The organism is Sphingopyxis sp. NJF-3 (assembly GCF_053514865.1).
Genome location: NZ_CM130726.1, coordinates 2,970,602 through 2,989,218, shown reverse-complemented (window position 1 = coordinate 2,989,218; position 18,617 = coordinate 2,970,602). Strand labels below are relative to the sequence as shown.

Below are 18,617 nucleotides of genomic sequence, written 5' to 3'. Positions count from 1 at the left end.
AACGCTTTCGGGCAGTTGCGAATCACTCTCACTCCATAGGCTCCGCGGCGCCATCATGGGCGACAGCTTTTCCTTCGCCGCTGATAGCCGCGTTGGGGGCGGCCGGCGGGTCGGGGGTCAGCCGCCGGTAATGCGCCTGCGCCTCGCTTGCCGGGCCGCGGCGGCCGGGGAGCGACAGGAGGCGCAGCACCTCGATCCGTTCGCCGATGGGGAGGACGAGCGTCTGTCCCGCGTGCACCGCGCACGACGCGCGGGTGACCCGCCGCCCGTCGAGGCGGATATGCCCCGCCGCGATCAGCGCCTGGGCGAGGCTGCGCGAGCGCGCGAAGCGCAGATACCACAGCAGCTTGTCGAGCCGGATGCTCCCTGCCGCGCCGGGGCTCGCCATCAGTCCTCCCGCGCGCCCGCGAGCAGAGCGGCGAGCCCGGCGAACGGGCTGTGCGGTGAGGGACCGCGACGCGCGGGGCGGTCGGGCCGCGCCGGACGGGGCGCGGCGGACGGAGGCTTGCCGTTCTTGCCTTTCTTCGGCCTCGGCGGCTTCGCGGCGCGGGGCGCCTGGGCGTTCTGCGGGCCGGGGCGGGGCTCGGCGCCCTTGCGGCGGTGCCGGGGGCCGCGTCGCTTCTCGCCACTGCGGCGGCCGAGCCAGCGCCAGCGCTCGAGCGCCGGATCGCCGACGCTGCGGAAACCGAAGCTGCCGAGCAGCGCGCGCCGCGCCTCGGCGTCGAGGCCGAGCGAGGTGGCGAGCGCGGGGTCGATCGCGAAGCCGGGTGGCTCCGCGGCCTGCGCCTCGTCGCCCTCGTGCACTTCGGTGTCGTCGTGCGGCTCGCCGCCCGCGATCGGCGCGGTCGGCGGCGCGACCGCCTGCATCCGTGCCGCATGCGCCTGGCGCGCGAGCTTTTCGGCCATGTCGATGCGCAGCCAGCCGGTGGCGCAGCGGCGAAAGCCCGCGATGCGCAGCCCCTCGGGACTGCCCTGCTTCTGCAGGACGGCGCCGTGCGGCGGCAGCGCGGGCATCGCGCCGCCCTGCTGCGCGGCGATCAGCGCGGCGCGCCAGCGCACCGCCTCGGGCTTCAACAGCTGCGGGTGGAAGATGTCGAGCGACCCGATGGTGAGGCCGAGCTTGCGGAGCTGCGGCCGCTCCTCGGCGCTCATCGCCGCGAGCTGCTCGTCGACGGCGGCGCGCTCGACCAACCCGCTGCCGTCGGCCATCGCCGCGAGCAGCGCGCGGACGCGCGGCGGGGTGAACAGGTCGCCTGCCGCCGCGCCCATCGCGGCGAGCGGCGCGGCATGGCGTGCGAGCTGCTCGGCGACGAACGCCTGCAGCCGCTCGGCGATCGCCTGCACCTGCGGCGGGTCGAGCCGGCGCAGTGCGGGTTCGAGCAGGACGGCCGGCTGGACCAGCGTCGTGCCGCGCGCGAGCGTCGCGATCACATGGCCGTGCCAGGCGAGCCGCGGCGGCGCGCCCGCCTCGCCGACCAGCGACAGCGCGCCGCCGTCGCCTTCGGCCAGCGCGGTGGCGCGCCGCGCGAGCTCGGCGCGCAGATGCTTTTCGGCGGCGGCGAGCAGCAGCCGGTGGTCGCTCGCCCGCGCCTGTGCATCGACCTTGAACTGGAATCCGGTCAGCGTCCCGATCGGCTCGCCGTCGACCGCGACCGTGCCGTCGGCGCCGACCGCGACGGGCAGCGCGGCGTGGCGCTGCCCCGCGTCGCGGATGAGGAGCGCGAGCCGGCGGTCGACGAAGCGCTGCGCGAGCGCCGCGTGCAGCGCGTCGGAGAGGCGCGCTTCAAGGTCCTGCGTCCGCGCCGTCCAGCCCGCGGCGTCGGCGATCCAGTCGCCGCGCTGCGCGATGAAGCAGAGCGTGCGCACCGCCGCGATCCGGCTCGCGAGCTGGTCGATGTCGCCCTCGACATCGTCGAGCCGCGCCAGCCGCCGCGCGAACCAGTCGGGGTCGATCATCCCGTCGCCGTTCGTCCGCCATTGCCACAGCTTCAGCACCGTGCGGCTGTGATGCTCGGGGCCGAGCTGCTCGAAGTCGGGCAGGCCGCACGCATCCCACAAGCGTGCGACCGCGACGGCGTCGGTCGCGCGCGCCAGCACCTCCATGTCGCCCGCGAGATGCTTCAGCACCGCAAGGTCGACCGCCTCGGGCGCGGCGCGCAGTGCAGCGTGCACGGGCGGGCGGCCGAGATCGCCGATCAGCCGGTCGAGCGAGTCGAAGCGCGGGCTCGGCTCGCGCCAGAACAGGCTGGCGAGCGGCGGGAAATGATGCCCTTCGATCGCCGCGATTTCTTCGGGCGTCATCCCGCCCTGCGGCAGGCCGATGGTGCCGAAGCTGCCGTCCTGCTGGTGCCGCCCGGCGCGCCCCGCGATCTGCGCCATCTCGGCGATGGTCAGTCGGCGGAGGCGGCGCCCGTCGAACTTCTGGAGGCTCGCGAAGGCTACATGCTGGACGTCGAGGTTGAGCCCCATGCCGATCGCGTCAGTGGCGACCAGATAGTCGACCTCGCCCGCCTCGAACATCGCGACCTGCGCGTTGCGGGTGCGCGGACTGAGCGCCCCCATCACCACCGCGGCGCCGCCCGCGAACCGGCGCAGCATCTCGGCGATCGCATAGACCTCCTCGGCCGAGAAGGCGACGATCGCCGACCGCCTGGGCAGGCGCGACAGCTTCATCGGCCCCGCGTAGCTCAGCGTCGAAAAGCGCGGCCGGGTGACGATTTCGGCCTCGGGCACCAGGTCGCGGACGAGGCCCGTGATGCTCGCCGACCCCAGGATCATCGTCTCTTCGCGTCCGCGCGCGCGCAGCATCCGGTCGGTGAAGACATGGCCGCGCTCGGGATCGGCGCCGAGCTGCGCTTCGTCGATGCCGACGAAGGCGACGTCGCGTTCCACCGGCAGCGCCTCCATGGTGCCGAGCAGATAGCGCGCGTCGGGCGGCATGATTCGCTCTTCGCCGGTGACCAGCGCGACCTGATTCGCGCCCTTGATCCGGGCGACCCGGTCATAGACCTCGCGCGCGAGCAGGCGCAGCGGAAAGCCCATCATGCCGCTGGCATGGGCGGTCAGGCGCTCGACCGCCAAATGGGTTTTGCCGGTGTTGGTGGGGCCAAGGACGGCCTTGACCGGATGGGACGAGGGAGATGGCATATTCTTGTGGCGCGATGCTGGCATGGGCGGCGTTGCGGTGCAACAGGCGATCGGTGAGCAGCGGCGATTTGGACCTCACCGTCATCCCGGCGAAGGCCGGGATCTCGACCTCGCATCGCAACGCACCGGCGAGATCCCGGCCTTCGCCGGGATGACGGGGGTACGGGTTACCCCGCCCCGGCCACGGCCCGTCGCAACGCGAATCGGCGAGCGGGGCGTTAAATTGACTTTAACGGCCTTTGTTTACACAAAACGGCACGGAGACACATCGGCGCGATCGCAAAATGGGCGCGCCGAGCGGGGGTTGCATCTTGTACCAGCGCCACGAACCCATCGCGGGGATGACCGGCAATGCGGCCGCGTTGGCGATGTCGCAGGCCATTCCTCTGCAACGGGGACACGCCGGCGCCGAGCCGCTGCTGACATGGCGCGAACGCCTCGCCCAGCTCGACCTCGTTCCCGATCTTGGCGCCGATATCGGTTCGGGCGAATGGTGGCGCGGCCTTGCGACGCTGACACTGCTGTGCGGCGCGGCGATCGCGACCTTCCCCGGCGTCGAGCCGCTCGGCGTCGGCGGCGCGCCCGCGCTCGACACCGCCGATTTCAACGAAGCGCGCGCGCAGATGATCGTGCCGCTCGCGCTCGGTGCCGACACCGGCCGCCACATGGCGGCGACCGACGCGGTGCGCCCGCTGGCCCAGACCCCCGAACGGCCGCAGATCGAACTCACCGCCACGCTGGGCAGCGGCGACAGCTTCGCGCGCCTCCTCGAACGCTCGGGCGTCGGCAGCACCGAGGCGCAGGCGCTCGCGAGCCAGGTCGCGGCCGCCGTCCCGCTCGCCGATATCGCGCCGGGCACGCGCATCGACCTCATCCTCGGCCGCCGCGCGGCGCGCACCATGCCGCGTCCGGTCGAGGCGCTTGCGATGCGCGCGCGCTTCGACCTTCGGATCGAGATGGAACGGGCGGGCGATCGCCTGGTGATGCGCCGCATCCCGATCGCGGTCGACGCGACGCCGCTGCGCATCCGCGGCCGGGTCGGCGACAGCCTCTATCGCGCGGCGCGCGCCGCCGGGGCGCCGCCCGAGGCGATCCAGTCCTATCTGCGGGTGATCAGCCGACAGATGCCGGTTTCGGCGATCCGCGCCTCCGACGAATATGACATCATCGTCGAGCACCGCCGCGCCGAGACGGGCGAGAGCGAGACCGGCAAGCTGCTCTATGCCGGGCTGATCCGCGGCGGCAAGCCGAAGCTGTCGATGCTCGAATGGACCAAGGACGGCCGCGCGCAATGGTTCGAGGCGTCGGGCGTCGGGCAGCAGCGCGGCGGCATGGTGCGCCCGACCAACGGCCGCGTCACCTCGACCTTCGGCATGCGCCGCCACCCGATCCTCGGCTACCGCCGCATGCACAGCGGCATCGATTTCGGCGGCGGCTACGGCGCGCCCATCTATGCCGTCAGCGACGGCGTGGTCACCGTCGCGGGCCGCACCGGCGGTTTCGGCAATTATGTGAAGCTCAACCACGGCGGCGGCCTCGGCACCGGCTATGGCCATATGAGCCGCATCGCGGTGCGCGCGGGCCAGCATGTCCGCCGCGGCCAGGTGATCGGCTATATCGGCACCACCGGCCTGTCGACCGGCCCGCATCTCCACTATGAGCTCTATCGCAACGGCCATGCGGTGAACCCGGCGTCGGTGAGCTTCGTCACCAAGGCGCAGCTCGAGGGCAAGGAACTCGCCGATTTCCGCGCCCGCATCCGCCAGCTCACCGCAGTCGCGCCCGGCGCCGCGCTGGCGCCGATCGCCCCGAAGCAGATTGAGGGACCGAAGCTCGGCAGCCTTGCCGATGTTGCGTCGAAGCGGGCGGGGGACGGGATTTGACGGGGCTACGCCCTCCCCTTCAGGGGAGGGCAGCGAGACTTGCCAGCTTGCTGGCTTAGTCGCAGCGGGTGGGGGCTATCCGCCTTGCGCACGGCCGATAGACCCCACCCCAACCCCTCCCCTGAAGGGGAGGGGCTTTAGAAGAACCATTTGCCCGCCGTCAAAGCGCGGCTATGCACGCGCCATGACTCACGCCGCTTTCCCCGACCTTCGCCTCCGTCGTACCCGCCGCACCGGCTGGAGCCGCGCGATGGTGCGCGAAACGCAGCTTTCGCCCGCGAACCTCATCTGGCCGCTGTTCGTGTGCGCGGGTGAGGGGACCGAGGAGCCGGTCGCGAGCCTGCCCGGCGTGTCGCGCTGGTCGGTCGACCTGCTCGTCGAACGCGCGAAGGATGCGGTCGCGGCGGGCATCCCCTGCCTCGCGCTCTTTCCCTATACCGAAGCCGACCGCCGCAGCGAGGACGGCGCCGAGGCGCTCAACCCCGACAATCTGATGTGCCGTGCGACCGCCGCGATCAAGGAGGCGCTTGGCGACGCCATCGGCGTGCTCACCGACGTCGCGCTCGACCCCTATACCAGCCATGGGCAGGACGGGCTGCTCGACGAAGCGGGCTATGTGGTCAACGACCCGACGGTCGAGGTGCTCGTCGGCCAGGCGCTCAACCAGGCACGCGCGGGCGCCGACATCATCGCGCCCAGCGACATGATGGACGGCCGCGTCGGCGCGATCCGCGCCGCGCTTGAGGCCGAGGGCTTCGGCCATGTCCAGATCATGAGCTACGCCGCCAAATATGCCTCGGCCTTCTATGGCCCGTTCCGCGACGCGGTGGGCTCGCGCGGGCTTTTGAAGGGCGACAAGAAGACCTATCAGATGGACCCCGCCAATGCCGAGGAGGCACTGCGCGAGGTGGCGCAGGATTTGGCCGAGGGCGCCGACAGCGTGATGGTCAAGCCGGGCCTGCCCTATCTCGACATCGTCCGGCTGGTGAAGGATCATTTCGCGGTCCCCGTCTACGCCTATCAGGTGTCGGGCGAATATGCGATGATCGAGGCCGCGGTGGCCGCCGGCGCGGGGGAGCGCGACGCGCTCGTCCTCGAAACCCTGCTCGCCTTCCGCCGCGCGGGCGCGTCGGGGGTGCTCAGCTATCACGCGCTCCACGCGGCGCGGCTGCTCTCCAGTTGATCGACGAGGGCGCATGACCGCTTCGCCGCGCCGCTGGCTGTTCGTGCTGACGATCCTCGTCGGCAGCTTTCTGCTCTTCCTCGTCCAGCCGATGGTCGCGCGGATGGTGCTGCCGCGGCTCGGCGGCGCGCCGGCGGTGTGGAACAGCGCGATGCTGGTCTATCAGGCGCTGCTGCTCGGCGGCTACGCCTATGCGCATTGGCTCGGACGGTTCGCGATACGCCGGCAGGCGGGAATCCATCTCGCGCTGCTCGTCCTCGCGGCGATCTGGCTGCCGATCGGCATCGCGCAGCTGCCGCCGCCCGCGCCGGGGCAGGAGGCGCTGTGGGTGCCCTTGCTCCTCACCGCTTCGATCGGCCCGGTGTTTTTCGTCGTCGCGGCGCAGGCGCCGCTGATGCAGCGCTGGTTCGCCGCCGACGTGCGAGCGGGCGATCCCTATATCCTCTATGCCGCGTCGAACCTCGGCAGCTTCGCGGGGCTGATCAGCTATCCCGCGCTCGTCGAGCCGAACCTGCCGCTTGCGGTGCAAAGCTGGGGCTGGACCGCGGGCTATGCGGTGCTGGTGCTGCTCGTCGCGGCGAGCGCCGTGGCGCGCTGGCGCGGCTCGGTGGCGCTTCCCGATGCCGCCGCCGATGCGGGCGAGCCGCGCCCGGCGCTGCGCCGCCAGCTTCACTGGCTGGTCATCGCCGCGGTGCCCTCGGGGCTGATGCTGTCGACGACGACGCACCTCACCACCGACATCGTCGCGATGCCGCTGCTCTGGGTGTTGCCGCTGGGGCTTTATCTGCTGAGCTTCGTCATCGCCTTTTCGACCGCCGATCGGGCGACGCAGGTGGTGACGGCGATCGCGCCGGCGGTGCTGCTGGCGGTCGGCGGGCTCGCGCTGCTGAGCTCGGGCGGCGGGTCTATGATGGTCGCACTCGCCAGCCTCGCGATGCTGTTCGTCGTTGCGACGGCGCTTCACGGCTATCTCTATCATTTGCGCCCGGCGCCGCAGCATCTGACGCTTTTCTACCTTGTCATGTCGGCGGGAGGAGTGCTCGGCGGGCTGTTCGCGGCACTGATCGCCCCGCTGCTTTTCGATTGGGTCTATGAGCATCCGCTGCTGATCCTCGCGGCGGCGATGCTGCTGCCGCTGCCCGTCCTGTTCCCGTGGGACAAGTGGATCGGGCTCGCGCCGAAGACCGCGCGCTTCGTCGTGGCCGGGCTGGTCGCGGTCGCGGCCTTCGCCTGCTGGCACATGGCGAGCGGCTGGACCGGGCGGCTCGAGGGCGCCACCCTGGCATGGGGGGCGGGACTGCTCGCGATCGGGCTGGCGGTGATCGGCTGGCGCTGGGCCTATGTGCCCGTGCTCGCGCTGCTCATGCTTGGCGTCGGCGGCTGGGACACGGTGCAGGAAAGCTTTACCGGCATGCGTGTGCGCAGCTATTTCGGCGTCTATACCGTCACCGACGATCCATACCGCGAGCAAAGGCGGCTCGCACACGGCACGACGTTGCACGGACTTCAGCGCACCGACGCGGGACATGAATATGACCCGACGACCTATTATGGCCACCAGTCGGGGGTCGGGCTGACGCTCGACAAAGCGGCGGTGCTCGCCGGGCCCGACGCGGCGATCGGAATCGTCGGGCTGGGGGCCGGAACATTGTCCTGTTATCGGCGGCCCGGACAGCATTGGACGATCTTCGAAATCGACCCGGCGATGGTCGATATCGCGCGCGATCCGGCCAAGTTCAGCTTTCTGTCGCATTGCGCGGGGAATACGCCGATCGTGCTGGGCGACGCGCGGCTCGAGATCGCCAAGCAACCGCCGGCGCGGCTCGATATTCTCGTCATCGATGCCTTTTCCTCGGACGCGATCCCGCTCCATCTGCTGACGAGGGAAGCAATCGGCATCTATGCCCGCGCGCTGAAACCCGACGGCATATTGCTGATCCATATCTCGAACCGCTTCTTCGACCTCGAACCCGTGCTCGCGGCCGAGGCGGAGGCACGCGGCTGGTCGGCGGCGATCCGCATGGACCCGTCGGGGCAGGAGGATGAGTATAGCGCGCTCACCGGATCGAACTGGGTCGCGCTGACCGCGACGCCGGGGCGCCTTGCGCAATTGACGGGCCCCCTCCGGCCGCGCGACAAGGCGCAGGAGGATGGCGTATGGGTGCCGCTGAAGGCGCGGCCGCATTTCGACCGCTGGACCGACGATTATGCCTCGACGCTGCCGGTCCTGCTTTGGAACCACATCATCGGAGGCCGCGAATGATGCGCAGCGACATCTCTATCATCAGCGTGAATGGCAAGACGCCGCGAATCGACCCCAGTGCCTTCATCGCGCCCGGCTGCCGCATCATCGGCGACGTCGAGATCGGGCCCGACGTCAGCATCTGGTACAATTGCGTTCTGCGCGCCGACGTCAGCCACATCCGCGTCGGCGCGCGCAGCAACATCCAGGACGGCAGCATCGTCCATTGCGACGGCCCGATGCCGCACCGGCCCGAAGGCTATCCGACGATCATCGGCGAGGATGTGCTGATCGGCCACCTCGCGATGGTGCACGGTTGCACCCTCGCCGACCGGGCGTTCGTCGGCCTCAAGGCGACGGTGATGAACGGCTGCCGCGTGGGCAGCGACGCGATGCTCGCGGCGGGCGCGCTGCTGACCGAGCATAAGGAAATCCCCTCGCGCGAGCTATGGGCCGGCGCCCCGGCGCGCCGCGTACGCGAGATCGACGACGCGCAGGCGGCGGGAATGCAGGTGGGGGTCGCGCATTATGTGCTGAACGGACGGATGCACAAGGCGGCGGTGGAGGGGGATTAGACGGGAGAATTTGGTCGGGCTCAGCCTTCGGCTTCCTCCGCGACCGCCAGCCCGTTCTTCATCATCACCGGTAGCTGGGTCAGCGTGAAGAGGAAGGAAAGGGCGGTCACGCCCCAGACCTTGATCGTGAGCCAGAGGTCGAAGCTCATCCGCCCCGCCTGGATCAGCTCGTACATCGCATGATTGGCAACCCCGAGCGCCGCGAAGAACAGGCCCCAGTTGCGCGACAGCGCCAGCCAGCCCGTCTCGGTCAGCCCGTCGAGCGCCGATTGCAGCAGATATTTGAGCATCGGCTTTTTGAGCGCCCAGCCGCCGAGCAGAAGGACCGCGAAGGCGGCATAGATGATCGTCGGCTTCATCACGATGAAGCGTTCGTCGTGGAACCAGACGGTCAGCGCGCCGAAGCCGAGAACGAGGATGCCCGACATCCACAGCATCGGCGAGATCTTGCCGAGCTTCCATTTCGACACCGCCATCGCGATGACGATCGCGACCATGAAGGCGAGCGTGCCCTTGATCGCGCCCGCCGTCGCCGCGAAGGCGCCGGTGCCGCCCGAGGTGAATTTATAGGTCAAGAAGAAGACGAGCAGCGGCCCGAAATCGATCGCGAAATTGAGCCAGCCATGCCTGGCGGGCGGCGGCGCCGGGATGGCTTCGGGGCCGGAGGGAAGCTGGTCGAGCGGCTCGCTCATCGGATATTTCCTGCAATGATGCCCGCGATCTCGTCGGCGTCGAAGGGGCGAAGGTCGTCGATCGTCTCGCCGATTCCGATCGCGTGGATCGGCAGGCCGTGCCGCTCGGCCGCGGCGACGAGGACGCCGCCGCGCGCGGTGCCGTCGAGCTTGGTCATGACGAGGCCGGTGACCCCCGCGACCTCGCGGAACACGTCGATCTGCGACAGCGCGTTCTGTCCCGTCGTCGCGTCGAGGACGAGCACGACGTCGTGCGGCGCGGCGGGGTTGAGGCGGCCGAGCACGCGCTTGATCTTGGCGAGCTCGTCCATCAGTTCGCGCTTGTTCTGAAGGCGGCCGGCCGTGTCGACGATCAGCACGTCGATGCCGGTCGCGGTCGCCTGCTTGACCGCGTCGAAGACGATGCCCGCCGCGTCGCCGCCCTCGGGCCCCGCCATGATCGGCACGCCGAGCCGCTCGGCCCAGACCTTCAATTGCCCGATCGCGGCGGCGCGGAAGGTGTCGCCCGCGACGAGCATCACGCCATAATCCTGTTCCTGGAACAGGTGCGCGAGCTTGGCGATCGTGGTCGTCTTGCCCGATCCGTTGACGCCGATCACCAATATGACCTGCGGGCGCGGAAAAGCGTCGACTTCCAGCGGTTCGGCGACGGGGCGCAGCACCGCCGCGATCTCGTCGGCGACGATCTTGCGCAGCTCCTCGGTGCCGCCCGCGACCGCGTCGCGCCGCGCGGCGAGCCGCTCGCGGATGCGCCCCGCCATGCCGGGGCCGAGGTCGGCGGTGATCAGCGCATCCTCGATCCGGTCGAGATCGTCGTCGTCGAGCCGCGCCTTGCCGGTCAGCCCGGCGAGATTCTCGCCCAGCCGCTCCGACGTGCGCTTGAGGCCGCCGAACAGCCGCTCGCTCCAGCTCGCGCCGCTCATGCCGCGATCCTTTCGGCGATCATCCGGTCGCCGTCGCGCGCGGCGAGGCGCACCGGCACGATGCTCCCGGGCGCGGCGGGAGCGGTCAGCGCCAGCGCGGCGAAAGTCTCGCCATGTCCGGTCAGCCCGTCGCGCTCGACCAGCATCGCCGCTGTGCCGCCCGCCTGCGCGTCGAGCCACGCATGGCGCCGCCGCGCATTGGCCGCGCGCAGGGTCGCCGCGCGCTCGCGCGCCACGCTGCGCCCGACCTGCGGCATCCGCGCGGCGGGGGTGCCGGCGCGCGGGCTATAGGGAAAGATATGGCCGAAGACGATGTCGGCATCGTCGATCAGGGCCAGGCTGTTGGCGAACATCTTGTCATCCTCGGTCGGAAATCCGGCGATCAGGTCGGCGCCGATCGCGATGGCGGGCCGCGCGGCCTTCAGCCGTTCGGCGAGCCGCACCGCGTCGGCGCGGCGGTGGCGGCGCTTCATCCGCGTCAGCACCATGTCGTCGCCCGCCTGCAGCGACAGATGGACGTGCGGCATCACCCGCGCTTCCTCCGTCAACAGCGCGAACAGCGGGTCGTCGACCCGGTCGGGGTCGAGCGACGAGAGGCGGAGGCGCTCGACGGGCAGCGCCAGCAGCGCCTCGACCAGCGCGGCGAGACTGGTGCCGCTGTCGTCGCCATAGCTGGCGAGATCGACCCCGGTCAGCACGATCTCGCGCTGCCCGCGGTCCAGCGCGATGCGCGCGGCGGCGAGCACGGCGTCGACGGTGGCCGAGCGCGCGGCGCCGCGCGCAAGCACCGTGGCGCAGAAGGTGCAATCATGCGAACAGCCGGTCTGGACGCCGAGGAAGGCGCGGGCGTGGTCGGCGCCGGAAAGGGCGGGGGTGTAGGCACCCTTCGACGGGCTCGGGGCGAACGGTTCAGGGAGAGATGCTTCGTAGCTTTCCGTCGCACCCTTGGCATCATTCGACACCACCCGCGCGCCCATGTCGGCAAAGCGCTGCGCCTCCAGTTCCGCCGCGCATCCGGTCACCACGACGTCCGCGCCCGGCCGCTCGCGCAGCGCGCGGCGCACCGCCTGTCGCGCCTGCCGCACCGCTTCATCGGTCACCGCGCAGCTGTTGAAGACGATCGTATCGGCCGCGCCCGCGCGCAGCGCCGCCGCGCGCACGGCCTCGCCCTCGGCGATGTTGAGCCGGCACCCGAAATTGACGACCTCGACGCCCGCGGCAGCGCTCATCCGAAGCGCGCCCAGTCGGTTTCGCCCTCGAACACGCGCGTCGCCGCGCCGCTCATCACGATCGGCTCGCCTTCGGCCCAGCGGATGACGAGGTCGCCCCCGGGCAGCGAGATGGTGACCGGCGACTGGACCAGCCCGGCGCGGATTGCCGCCACGGCGGTCGCGCAGGCGCCGGTGCCGCACGCCTGCGTCAGCCCGACCCCGCGCTCCCACACGCGGAGCTGCAACTGGTTCTCGCCATCGAGGCTCGCGACATTGACGTTGACGCGCTCGGGAAACAGCGGGTCGGTCTCGATCCGCGGCCCGAGGTCGGCGAGCGCGACCGCGTCGGCCTCGGGCACGAAGAAGATGATGTGCGGATTGCCGACATTGACCGCCGCGCCATGTTCGAGTTCGTCCCACGCGACCGGCATGTCGCGCGTGTCCATCGGCATCGCGAGCGGGATCTGCTCCCATTCGAAGGCGGGTTCGCCCAGCGTCACCTCGGCGCCGCCGTCGGCCGGCGTGACGCGCAACATGCCGCCCAGCGTCTCGATCACCGCGGGCTGGCCGATCAGCGTCGCGACGCAGCGCGTCGCATTGCCGCACGCCTCGACCTCGCCGCCGTCGGCGTTGAAGATACGCATCCTCACATCGGCATTCTCGGAGGGTTCGAGCAGGATCAGCTGGTCGCAGCCGATGCCGTGGCGCCGGTCGGCGATCGCATGCGCGCGCGCCGCCGTCATCTCGACCGCGCCCTCGCGCGCGTCGATCACGACGAAGTCGTTGCCGAGGCCGTGCATCTTGGTGAAGCGATCCGCCATGTTCGCGCATGTAAGGGCGCGCAGGCGGGAAGTCTAGCGAGGCAGGCGCGGGCGCGTCGGTCTATGCGACCGCGAAGGGAGGGGAGGGCTTAGGCTGTCTTGCGCAGCGGTGTATCGTGCGCTGGGTCAGCTTCCATTGGCACCACCGGCGTCCGCAGCAGTCCGCGCTCGGCGAGCATCGCGGCGGTGTCGCCGGCCGACATCGCGCGGCCATAGTGCCAGCCCTGGCCCTTGGCGCAGCCGAGCCGCGTCAGTTCGGCCGCGGTCGCGGCATCCTCGACGCCTTCGGCGGTGATCGGCATGCCCAGGCTCTCGCCCAGCCGGACGATCGCGACGACGATCGCCTGCGCGTCGGCGCTGCCGCGCATCGCGGCGACGAAGCTCTTGTCGATCTTGATCCGGTCGAACGGCAGCGCGCGCAGGTGCGACAGCGAGCTGTAGCCGGTGCCGAAATCGTCGAGCGCGAGCGAAACCCCCTGATTCTTGAGGCTGGTGACGATCGAGCGGACGAGCGGCAGATTCTCGAACAGCGAGCTTTCGGTGATCTCGACCTCGAGCTGGCTCGCGGGGAAGCCCGTTTCGACGAGCAGCTTGGTCAGCTTCTGGCTGAACCACGGATCCTTCAATTGCTGCGGCGAGATGTTGACCGCCAGCGCGATCGACGGGTCCCAGCCCTTGGCGACCTCCATCGCGTCGCGGATGACGCGCAGCGACAGCTCGCCGATGAGCCCGCTGTCCTCGGCGACCGGAATGAAGCGTTCGGGCGGAATCATGCCATGCTCGGGCGAATCCCAGCGCATCAGCATCTCGAATCCCATCAGCCGGCCGCTGGCGATGTCGACCTGCGGCTCGAAATGCGGAACGAATTCGCCGCGCGGCATGCCAGCGCGGATGCCGGTTTCGATCTGATTGCGGACCTGCACCGCCATTTCCATGCCGGGTTCGAACCAGATATGGCGGTTCCGGCCCTTTTCCTTGCAGTGATACATGGCGATGTCGGCCTGGCGCACCAGCGTTTCCATCGCCGCGTCGCTGCCGGCTGCGAGCGCGATGCCCAGCGAGCTGCCGATGCGGATCTGCTGGCCTTCATAGGCGACCGGCTCTTCGAGCGCGAGGACCAGCGCCGCGGCGAGCGCGTCGATATCGGGCCGCGCCGCGGGTTCGAAGACGAGCATCGCGACGAATTCGTCGCCGCCCAGCCGCGCCTTGGTCGCGCTCGGCGGCAGGATCGCGGTGATCCGCTCCGCGGCGACCTGCAGCACGCGGTCGCCCGCGACATGGCCGTGGATGTCGTTGACGGTCTTGAAATGGTCGAGGTCGAGCAGCAGCAGCGCGACATGGCGTTTTTCAGCGGCAGCCGCGGCGATCAGCGACGGACCGGCGGCGAGCAGCGCGCGGCGGTTGAGATAGCCGGTCAAGGGGTCGGTGTCGGCGAGGTAGCGCGCCCGCTTCTCGGCGAGCGTGCGCTCGCGAATCTCGCGGTTGAGGTCGTCGTAACGGCGCCAGCCGAACAGGATCAGCGCGATATTGAGGATCAGCGTCGCCGCGAGCACCTGGTCGGTGCCGCCGCCGACGCCGCCGAGCGCGCGCACCACCGACTGCATCACATTGCTGCCGGTGCCGACGAACAGCAGGATGGCAGCCACGACGATGCCGCCCGCGACGATGTCGCGCCTCGCCCCCTCGCTGCGATCCCATTCTTTCGGCACGGCCGTCCCAACGGTCATAGACATGTCCCCACAGTCGGGCCTCCTTGCACCCGAAGCGGTGAAATTTGCGTTAAGTGAGGAAGGGCGCCGTCTTTGCGGCTCGGGGTAGTGGGCCAGTTTGAATTTCCACCTGTGGATGGTTCGCGCACCTCTCTTATCGCGTCACCCTGAACTTGTTTCAGGGTCCATGGCCTGTCCTCGAATAGTGCGCGGCGGGGCAGGAGAGACCTGGCCATGGATGCTGAAACAAGTTCAGGGTGACGAAGGAAGAAAAAGCCCGCTCTTTATCCAAGCGGAAATTCAAACTGACCCACTACCCGGCTCGGGGTAGTGTCTCAGTTTGAATTTAGCCGGAGATATGCCGGAAGCTCCGCACCGCGCCACCGGATGGAACCTTGAACTAGCCGGGAGGGTTCCCATATCAAGGTCCAAGGGATTTGACGCTGAGAGCGCGAATCAGGCGAGCGGAGCACTCCGCCTCCGTATTACGGCCCGAGACGCGAGGGCCGTAATACGTTGCACTTTCATTGTCAATCGCCTAGAGTTTGCGGAAGGCGTTCCGCGAGGTTCAGGCCGCGTTCAATCGCGATCTCTTAACGTGAATGAAACGCTTACAGTGGATGGAGTTTATCATGCCTAGGGGTCCGCAAGGACAAAAGCGACCAGCCGACGTGATTGGTAACGCAATTATGGTTGGCCGGATTGCCACGGGCGATTTGGTTGACGAGACAACCAGCGGGGCTGGCCGATCCGCTGGTGGCATAGGAAGGGCGAAAGCTCTTTCTCAGGCCAAGAGAAGGGAAATTGCCAGCGGAGCTGCAAGGGCACGTTGGCATAAAGATGAAATGGAAAATGACATGACACATACCGCGCAAAAGGAGACTACCGCGACCAGTGGTCGTGAGGCTGTGCGTATGTATCCGAACAACAGCCTCCGCGACCCGGTTCGTGAGTTCGAAAACACCGTTTTGACTGTCGTCAAAAACACCTTTACGAAATAACTGTTTCGTAGCAGAGTTTGGCCCCCCGTCCGCAAGGACGGGGGGCTTTTCTTTTTGTTCGGTAGAAAAAAATGATAGAGAACATTTTTCGCGCATTGGAAGACGAGACTTATTTTGTCGAAAAGGTTGGGGCGCATTTTAGGTCAGTTCCGAACGAGTTAAACCCGGTTCTGCAATGCCAGGTCGAGGTCGATGATGCTCGTCTGAAATTCGCTCACAATGAATATACGCAAGGTGTGAAACGCTTCTCGATGTTTCTGCAATCGGGCGATCCCGATCATTATAAACGGGCAGGAGCATTGCTACACGCGCTCTACCTGAGCGAGCCAATCGTGAGCGTTACGTTCGACCCTCAACTGGAAGACGTTGATACGCTGTCTCAGCCTCTTGGGGTGTCCTATGGCGACGCCGAAGACTGCCTATCGTTCGGGCATTTTTATCACGAGTATCATAATGAATTTACGGCGTTCTCTCTCGCATTCGATAGCTGCCGTCAGTTCGTTCTAGCAGAACCAACTGCAATCGATTTTGAATATGTCCATACCGTCTGCACGTATCTGAGAAACAACGGAAATCTTAGCGTAGAATCCCTGTTCATAATGTTCAAAAGTCTTATGCGATAATGCTTGCATAGGCAAAAAAGTTCAGTATGAATTGGGGCATGAACAAGCTGCCCCTCGCCAAACGCATCCAAATCCTCGCAATGCTCTGCGAAGGTTCGTCGATGCGGTCGATCAGCCGCGTTGCCGACGTGTCGATCAACACCGTCTCGAAGCTGCTCGTTGAAGCTGGCGAGGCTTGCCTGACCATCCACGACGAAGCGGTGCGCGACGTGAAGGCCTCGCGCATCCAATGCGACGAGATTTGGTCTTTCTGCCATGCCAAGCAAAAGAACGTCGCGGCTGCGAAAGCCGCGCCGGAAGGCGCGGGCGACGTCTGGACTTGGACCGCGATTGACGCCGATACCAAGCTTATCGTGTCCTACTATGTTGGCGACCGCTCGGGCGAAAGCGCGATGGTGCTTATGGACGATTTGCAATCGCGCCTCGCCAATCGCGTCCAGCTCACCACCGATGGCCACCGCGCCTATCTGGAAGCCGTCGAAGGCACGTTCGGCGGCGACGTCGATTATGCCCAGCTCGTGAAGCTCTACGGCCCGACGATCACCGCACCGGGCCGCTACAGCCCCGCCGAGTGCATCGGGGCAAAGAAGGTCCGCCGCGAAGGCAATCCCGACATTGCCCATGTCTCGACCAGCTATGTCGAGCGCCAGAATCTGACCATGCGCATGTCGATGCGTCGGTTCACCCACCTGACCAACGCCTTCTCAAAGAAAATCGACAACCATATCCACGCGCTGGCGCTCTATTTCGTGTTCTACAATTTCACCCGCATCCATAAGACGCTGCGCATGTCGCCCGCGATGGCCGCTGGCATCACCGACCGCCTTTGGTCGCTGGATGATGTGATTGCCAAGGTCGACGAGCTGGCACCGGCACCCGCGAAGCGCGGCCCTTACAAGAAACGGGGCGAGGCAAATTCAAACTGAGACACTACCCGGCTCGGGGTGGACTTGCCTTCTTCCCCGCTTTCCCGTAAGGGCGCCCCGTTCGGCCGCATCTTGCGGGCGGGCATATCGACATCCGCGACGGGAAAGTCTGTCCACGGATAGCCGCTGGTTGGCGAGGTTTCGCTCACCGGCGTCTTTTGCGTTGCGGTGTCGAAGGAAGGATTTTGGGCCACATGTTCGACAGTCTGAGCAATCGGCTTGGCGATGTTTTCGGGAAGCTCCGCGGCCGCGGCGCGCTGACCGAGGCCGACGTGCGCGCGGCGATGCGCGAAGTGCGAATCGCCCTGCTCGAAGCCGACGTCGCGCTGCCCGTCGTGCGCAGCTTCGTCGATCAGGTCACCGAACTCGCGGTCGGCCAGAATGTCCTGCGCTCGGTCACGCCGGGGCAGCAGGTGGTCAAGATCGTCAGCGACGCGCTGACCGAAATGCTCGGCTCCGAAACCGCCGAGCTCGACCTCAATGTCACCCCGCCGGCGGTGATCATGATGGTCGGCCTGCAGGGCTCGGGCAAGACCACCACCACCGCGAAGATCGCGAAGCGGCTGAAGGACAAGGAGCGCAAGAAGGTGCTGATGGCGTCGCTCGACGTCAACCGCCCCGCCGCGCAGGAACAACTCGCCGTCCTCGGCACCCAGATCGACGTCGCGACGCTGCCGATCGTCGCCGGCCAGCAGCCGGTCGAGATCGCGAACCGCGCGATGCAGGCGGCGAAGCTCCAGGGCTATGACGTCCTCATGCTCGACACCGCGGGCCGGCTCCACGTCGACCAGCAGCTGATGGACGAGATGCAGGCGGTGTCGCGCGCCGCCAACCCGGCCGAAACCCTGCTTGTCGTCGACAGCCTGACCGGCCAGGACGCGGTGCAGGTCGCGCAGCGCTTCACCGATCAGGTGCCGCTCACCGGCGTCGTCCTGACCCGGATGGACGGCGACGCGCGCGGCGGCGCCGCGCTGTCGATGCGCGCGGTTACCGGCAAGCCGATCAAGTTCGCGGGCACGGGCGAGAAGCTCGACGGGCTCGAACTCTTCCAGCCCTCGCGCATCGCGGGCCGCATCCTCGGCATGGGCGACGTCGTCAGCCTCGTCGAGCGCGCCGCCGAGACGATCCAGGCCGAAGAGGCCGAGGCGATGGCGAAGAAGATGGCGAAGGGTCAGTTCGACCTCGACGATCTTCGCACGCAATTGAACCAGATGCGCCGCATGGGCGGCATCGGCGCGCTCGCGGGGATGATCCCGGGCCTCAAGAAGGCGCAGGCGGCGATGGCGCAGAGCGGCGCCGACGACAAGATGCTGGTCCACTTCGACGCGATCATGGGGTCGATGACCCCCAAGGAGCGCGCGAAGCCCGACCTGATCAACGCGAAGCGCAAGATCCGCATCGCCAACGGCTCGGGCACCAGCGTGCAGCAGGTGAACAAGGTGCTCAAGATGCACCAGGAAATGTCCACCGCGATGAAGCGCATCCGCAAGATGGGCGGGCTCAAGGGGCTCGGCGCGCTGTTCGGCAAGGGCGGCGGCATTCCCGGCATGGGTGGCGGCGCCATGGGCGGCATGGGCGGCGGCGGTCCCGCCGGCCTGCCCGGCCTCGGCGGCGGGGCGATCCCGCCCGAGCTCGCCAATCTGATGAATAAGAAGAAGTGACGGCCCCGACAGGCCGTCAT

At 68.1% G+C, this 18,617-nt stretch carries 15 protein-coding genes; 8 read left to right on the top strand and 7 right to left on the bottom strand.

The window, feature by feature from the left end; genetic code table 11:
• Positions 1-28 precede the first annotated feature (28 nt).
• Both ACOTSS_RS14545 and ACOTSS_RS14540 read right to left on the bottom strand, forming a co-directional pair.
• A complete protein-coding gene (locus ACOTSS_RS14545; protein WP_448688830.1) occupies positions 29-388 on the bottom strand; it encodes an RNA-binding S4 domain-containing protein in 360 nt (119 codons plus the stop codon).
• Positions 388-3,147: a helicase-related protein gene (locus ACOTSS_RS14540; RefSeq protein ID WP_448688829.1), complete on the bottom strand. Its 2,760-nt coding sequence runs from the start codon at positions 3,145-3,147 to the stop codon at positions 388-390. Before ACOTSS_RS14540 ends, ACOTSS_RS14545 begins: the two co-directional genes overlap by 1 nt.
• Positions 3,148-3,488: 341 nt before the next feature.
• On the opposite strand from ACOTSS_RS14540, the gene ACOTSS_RS14535 reads away from it, so the two are divergent.
• The 4 genes from ACOTSS_RS14535 to ACOTSS_RS14520 all read left to right on the top strand — a co-directional run bounded on the left by ACOTSS_RS14535 (position 3,489) and on the right by ACOTSS_RS14520 (position 9,030).
• Positions 3,489-5,030: a M23 family metallopeptidase gene (locus tag ACOTSS_RS14535; RefSeq protein ID WP_448691359.1), complete on the top strand. Its 1,542-nt coding sequence runs from the start codon at positions 3,489-3,491 to the stop codon at positions 5,028-5,030.
• A 184-nt stretch (positions 5,031-5,214) separates the two neighbouring features.
• The gene (gene hemB / locus ACOTSS_RS14530) at positions 5,215-6,213 is read left to right on the top strand and encodes a porphobilinogen synthase (protein WP_448688828.1); all 999 of its coding nucleotides are present in this window, start codon (positions 5,215-5,217) and stop codon (positions 6,211-6,213) included.
• Positions 6,214-6,226: 13 nt separating this feature from the next.
• Entirely contained in the window at positions 6,227-8,476 is a 2,250-nt protein-coding gene (locus tag ACOTSS_RS14525) for a spermidine synthase (protein WP_448688827.1), read from the top strand.
• The gene (locus tag ACOTSS_RS14520; protein WP_448688826.1) at positions 8,473-9,030 is read left to right on the top strand and encodes a gamma carbonic anhydrase family protein; all 558 of its coding nucleotides are present in this window, start codon (positions 8,473-8,475) and stop codon (positions 9,028-9,030) included. The genes ACOTSS_RS14525 and ACOTSS_RS14520 overlap by 4 nt, the downstream gene beginning before the upstream one ends.
• Before the next feature lie 20 nt (positions 9,031-9,050).
• Here the strand turns inward: ACOTSS_RS14520 and ACOTSS_RS14515 are convergent, their stop codons facing one another.
• From ACOTSS_RS14515 to ACOTSS_RS14495, 5 genes are all read right to left on the bottom strand, one after another.
• Positions 9,051-9,722: an inner membrane-spanning protein YciB gene (locus ACOTSS_RS14515; RefSeq protein WP_448688825.1), complete on the bottom strand. Its 672-nt coding sequence runs from the start codon at positions 9,720-9,722 to the stop codon at positions 9,051-9,053.
• On the bottom strand, positions 9,719-10,645 hold the full coding sequence (ftsY, locus tag ACOTSS_RS14510) for a signal recognition particle-docking protein FtsY (protein WP_448688824.1): 927 nt from the start codon (positions 10,643-10,645) through the stop codon (positions 9,719-9,721). The genes ACOTSS_RS14515 and ftsY overlap by 4 nt, the downstream gene beginning before the upstream one ends.
• Positions 10,642-11,874 (bottom strand): MiaB/RimO family radical SAM methylthiotransferase, encoded by a 1,233-nt coding sequence (locus ACOTSS_RS14505; protein ID WP_448688823.1) that lies wholly within the window; start codon positions 11,872-11,874, stop codon positions 10,642-10,644. Before ACOTSS_RS14505 ends, ftsY begins: the two co-directional genes overlap by 4 nt.
• A complete protein-coding gene (gene dapF, locus ACOTSS_RS14500; RefSeq protein ID WP_448688822.1) occupies positions 11,871-12,677 on the bottom strand; it encodes a diaminopimelate epimerase in 807 nt (268 codons plus the stop codon). The genes ACOTSS_RS14505 and dapF overlap by 4 nt, the downstream gene beginning before the upstream one ends.
• Positions 12,678-12,766: 89 nt before the next feature.
• Positions 12,767-14,404: a putative bifunctional diguanylate cyclase/phosphodiesterase gene (locus ACOTSS_RS14495; protein WP_448688821.1), complete on the bottom strand. Its 1,638-nt coding sequence runs from the start codon at positions 14,402-14,404 to the stop codon at positions 12,767-12,769.
• Positions 14,405-14,988: 584 nt separating this feature from the next.
• Here ACOTSS_RS14495 and ACOTSS_RS14490 point away from each other — a divergent pair.
• The 4 genes from ACOTSS_RS14490 (at position 14,989) to ffh (ending at position 18,597) form a co-directional block, all read left to right on the top strand.
• Entirely contained in the window at positions 14,989-15,387 is a 399-nt protein-coding gene (locus ACOTSS_RS14490) for a hypothetical protein (protein WP_448688820.1), read from the top strand.
• A gap of 71 nt (positions 15,388-15,458) precedes the next feature.
• Positions 15,459-16,010, top strand: coding sequence for a hypothetical protein (locus ACOTSS_RS14485; protein ID WP_448688819.1), 552 nt, complete (start codon positions 15,459-15,461; stop codon positions 16,008-16,010).
• 38 nt (positions 16,011-16,048) lie between these two features.
• Positions 16,049-16,936: an IS1 family transposase gene (locus tag ACOTSS_RS14480; protein WP_448688818.1), complete on the top strand. Its 888-nt coding sequence runs from the start codon at positions 16,049-16,051 to the stop codon at positions 16,934-16,936.
• A 194-nt stretch (positions 16,937-17,130) separates the two neighbouring features.
• Positions 17,131-18,597 carry a signal recognition particle protein gene (ffh, locus tag ACOTSS_RS14475; protein ID WP_448688817.1) on the top strand — a complete coding sequence of 489 codons (1,467 nt, stop codon included), beginning with the start codon at positions 17,131-17,133 and terminating at the stop codon, positions 18,595-18,597.
• Positions 18,598-18,617: the final 20 nt, after the last annotated feature.

Bases quoted from the DNA above. Each gene is read 5' to 3' on its own strand.
- ACOTSS_RS14520 (WP_448688826.1), top strand. From the start codon at position 8,473: ATGATGCGCAGCGACATCTCTATCATCAGCGTGAATGGCAAGACGCCG.
- ACOTSS_RS14535 (WP_448691359.1), top strand. From the start codon at position 3,489: ATGACCGGCAATGCGGCCGCGTTGGCGATGTCGCAGGCCATTCCTCTG.
- ACOTSS_RS14490 (WP_448688820.1), top strand. From the start codon at position 14,989: ATGAAACGCTTACAGTGGATGGAGTTTATCATGCCTAGGGGTCCGCAA.
- dapF (WP_448688822.1), bottom strand. From the start codon at position 12,677: ATGGCGGATCGCTTCACCAAGATGCACGGCCTCGGCAACGACTTCGTC.
- hemB (WP_448688828.1), top strand. From the start codon at position 5,215: ATGACTCACGCCGCTTTCCCCGACCTTCGCCTCCGTCGTACCCGCCGC.
- ACOTSS_RS14545 (WP_448688830.1), bottom strand. From the start codon at position 388: ATGGCGAGCCCCGGCGCGGCAGGGAGCATCCGGCTCGACAAGCTGCTG.
- ACOTSS_RS14515 (WP_448688825.1), bottom strand. From the start codon at position 9,722: ATGAGCGAGCCGCTCGACCAGCTTCCCTCCGGCCCCGAAGCCATCCCG.
- ffh (WP_448688817.1), top strand. From the start codon at position 17,131: ATGTTCGACAGTCTGAGCAATCGGCTTGGCGATGTTTTCGGGAAGCTC.
- ACOTSS_RS14505 (WP_448688823.1), bottom strand. From the start codon at position 11,874: ATGAGCGCTGCCGCGGGCGTCGAGGTCGTCAATTTCGGGTGCCGGCTC.
- ACOTSS_RS14525 (WP_448688827.1), top strand. From the start codon at position 6,227: ATGACCGCTTCGCCGCGCCGCTGGCTGTTCGTGCTGACGATCCTCGTC.
- ACOTSS_RS14485 (WP_448688819.1), top strand. From the start codon at position 15,459: ATGATAGAGAACATTTTTCGCGCATTGGAAGACGAGACTTATTTTGTC.
- ACOTSS_RS14480 (WP_448688818.1), top strand. From the start codon at position 16,049: ATGAACAAGCTGCCCCTCGCCAAACGCATCCAAATCCTCGCAATGCTC.
- ftsY (WP_448688824.1), bottom strand. From the start codon at position 10,645: ATGAGCGGCGCGAGCTGGAGCGAGCGGCTGTTCGGCGGCCTCAAGCGC.
- ACOTSS_RS14495 (WP_448688821.1), bottom strand. From the start codon at position 14,404: ATGACCGTTGGGACGGCCGTGCCGAAAGAATGGGATCGCAGCGAGGGG.
- ACOTSS_RS14540 (WP_448688829.1), bottom strand. From the start codon at position 3,147: ATGCCATCTCCCTCGTCCCATCCGGTCAAGGCCGTCCTTGGCCCCACC.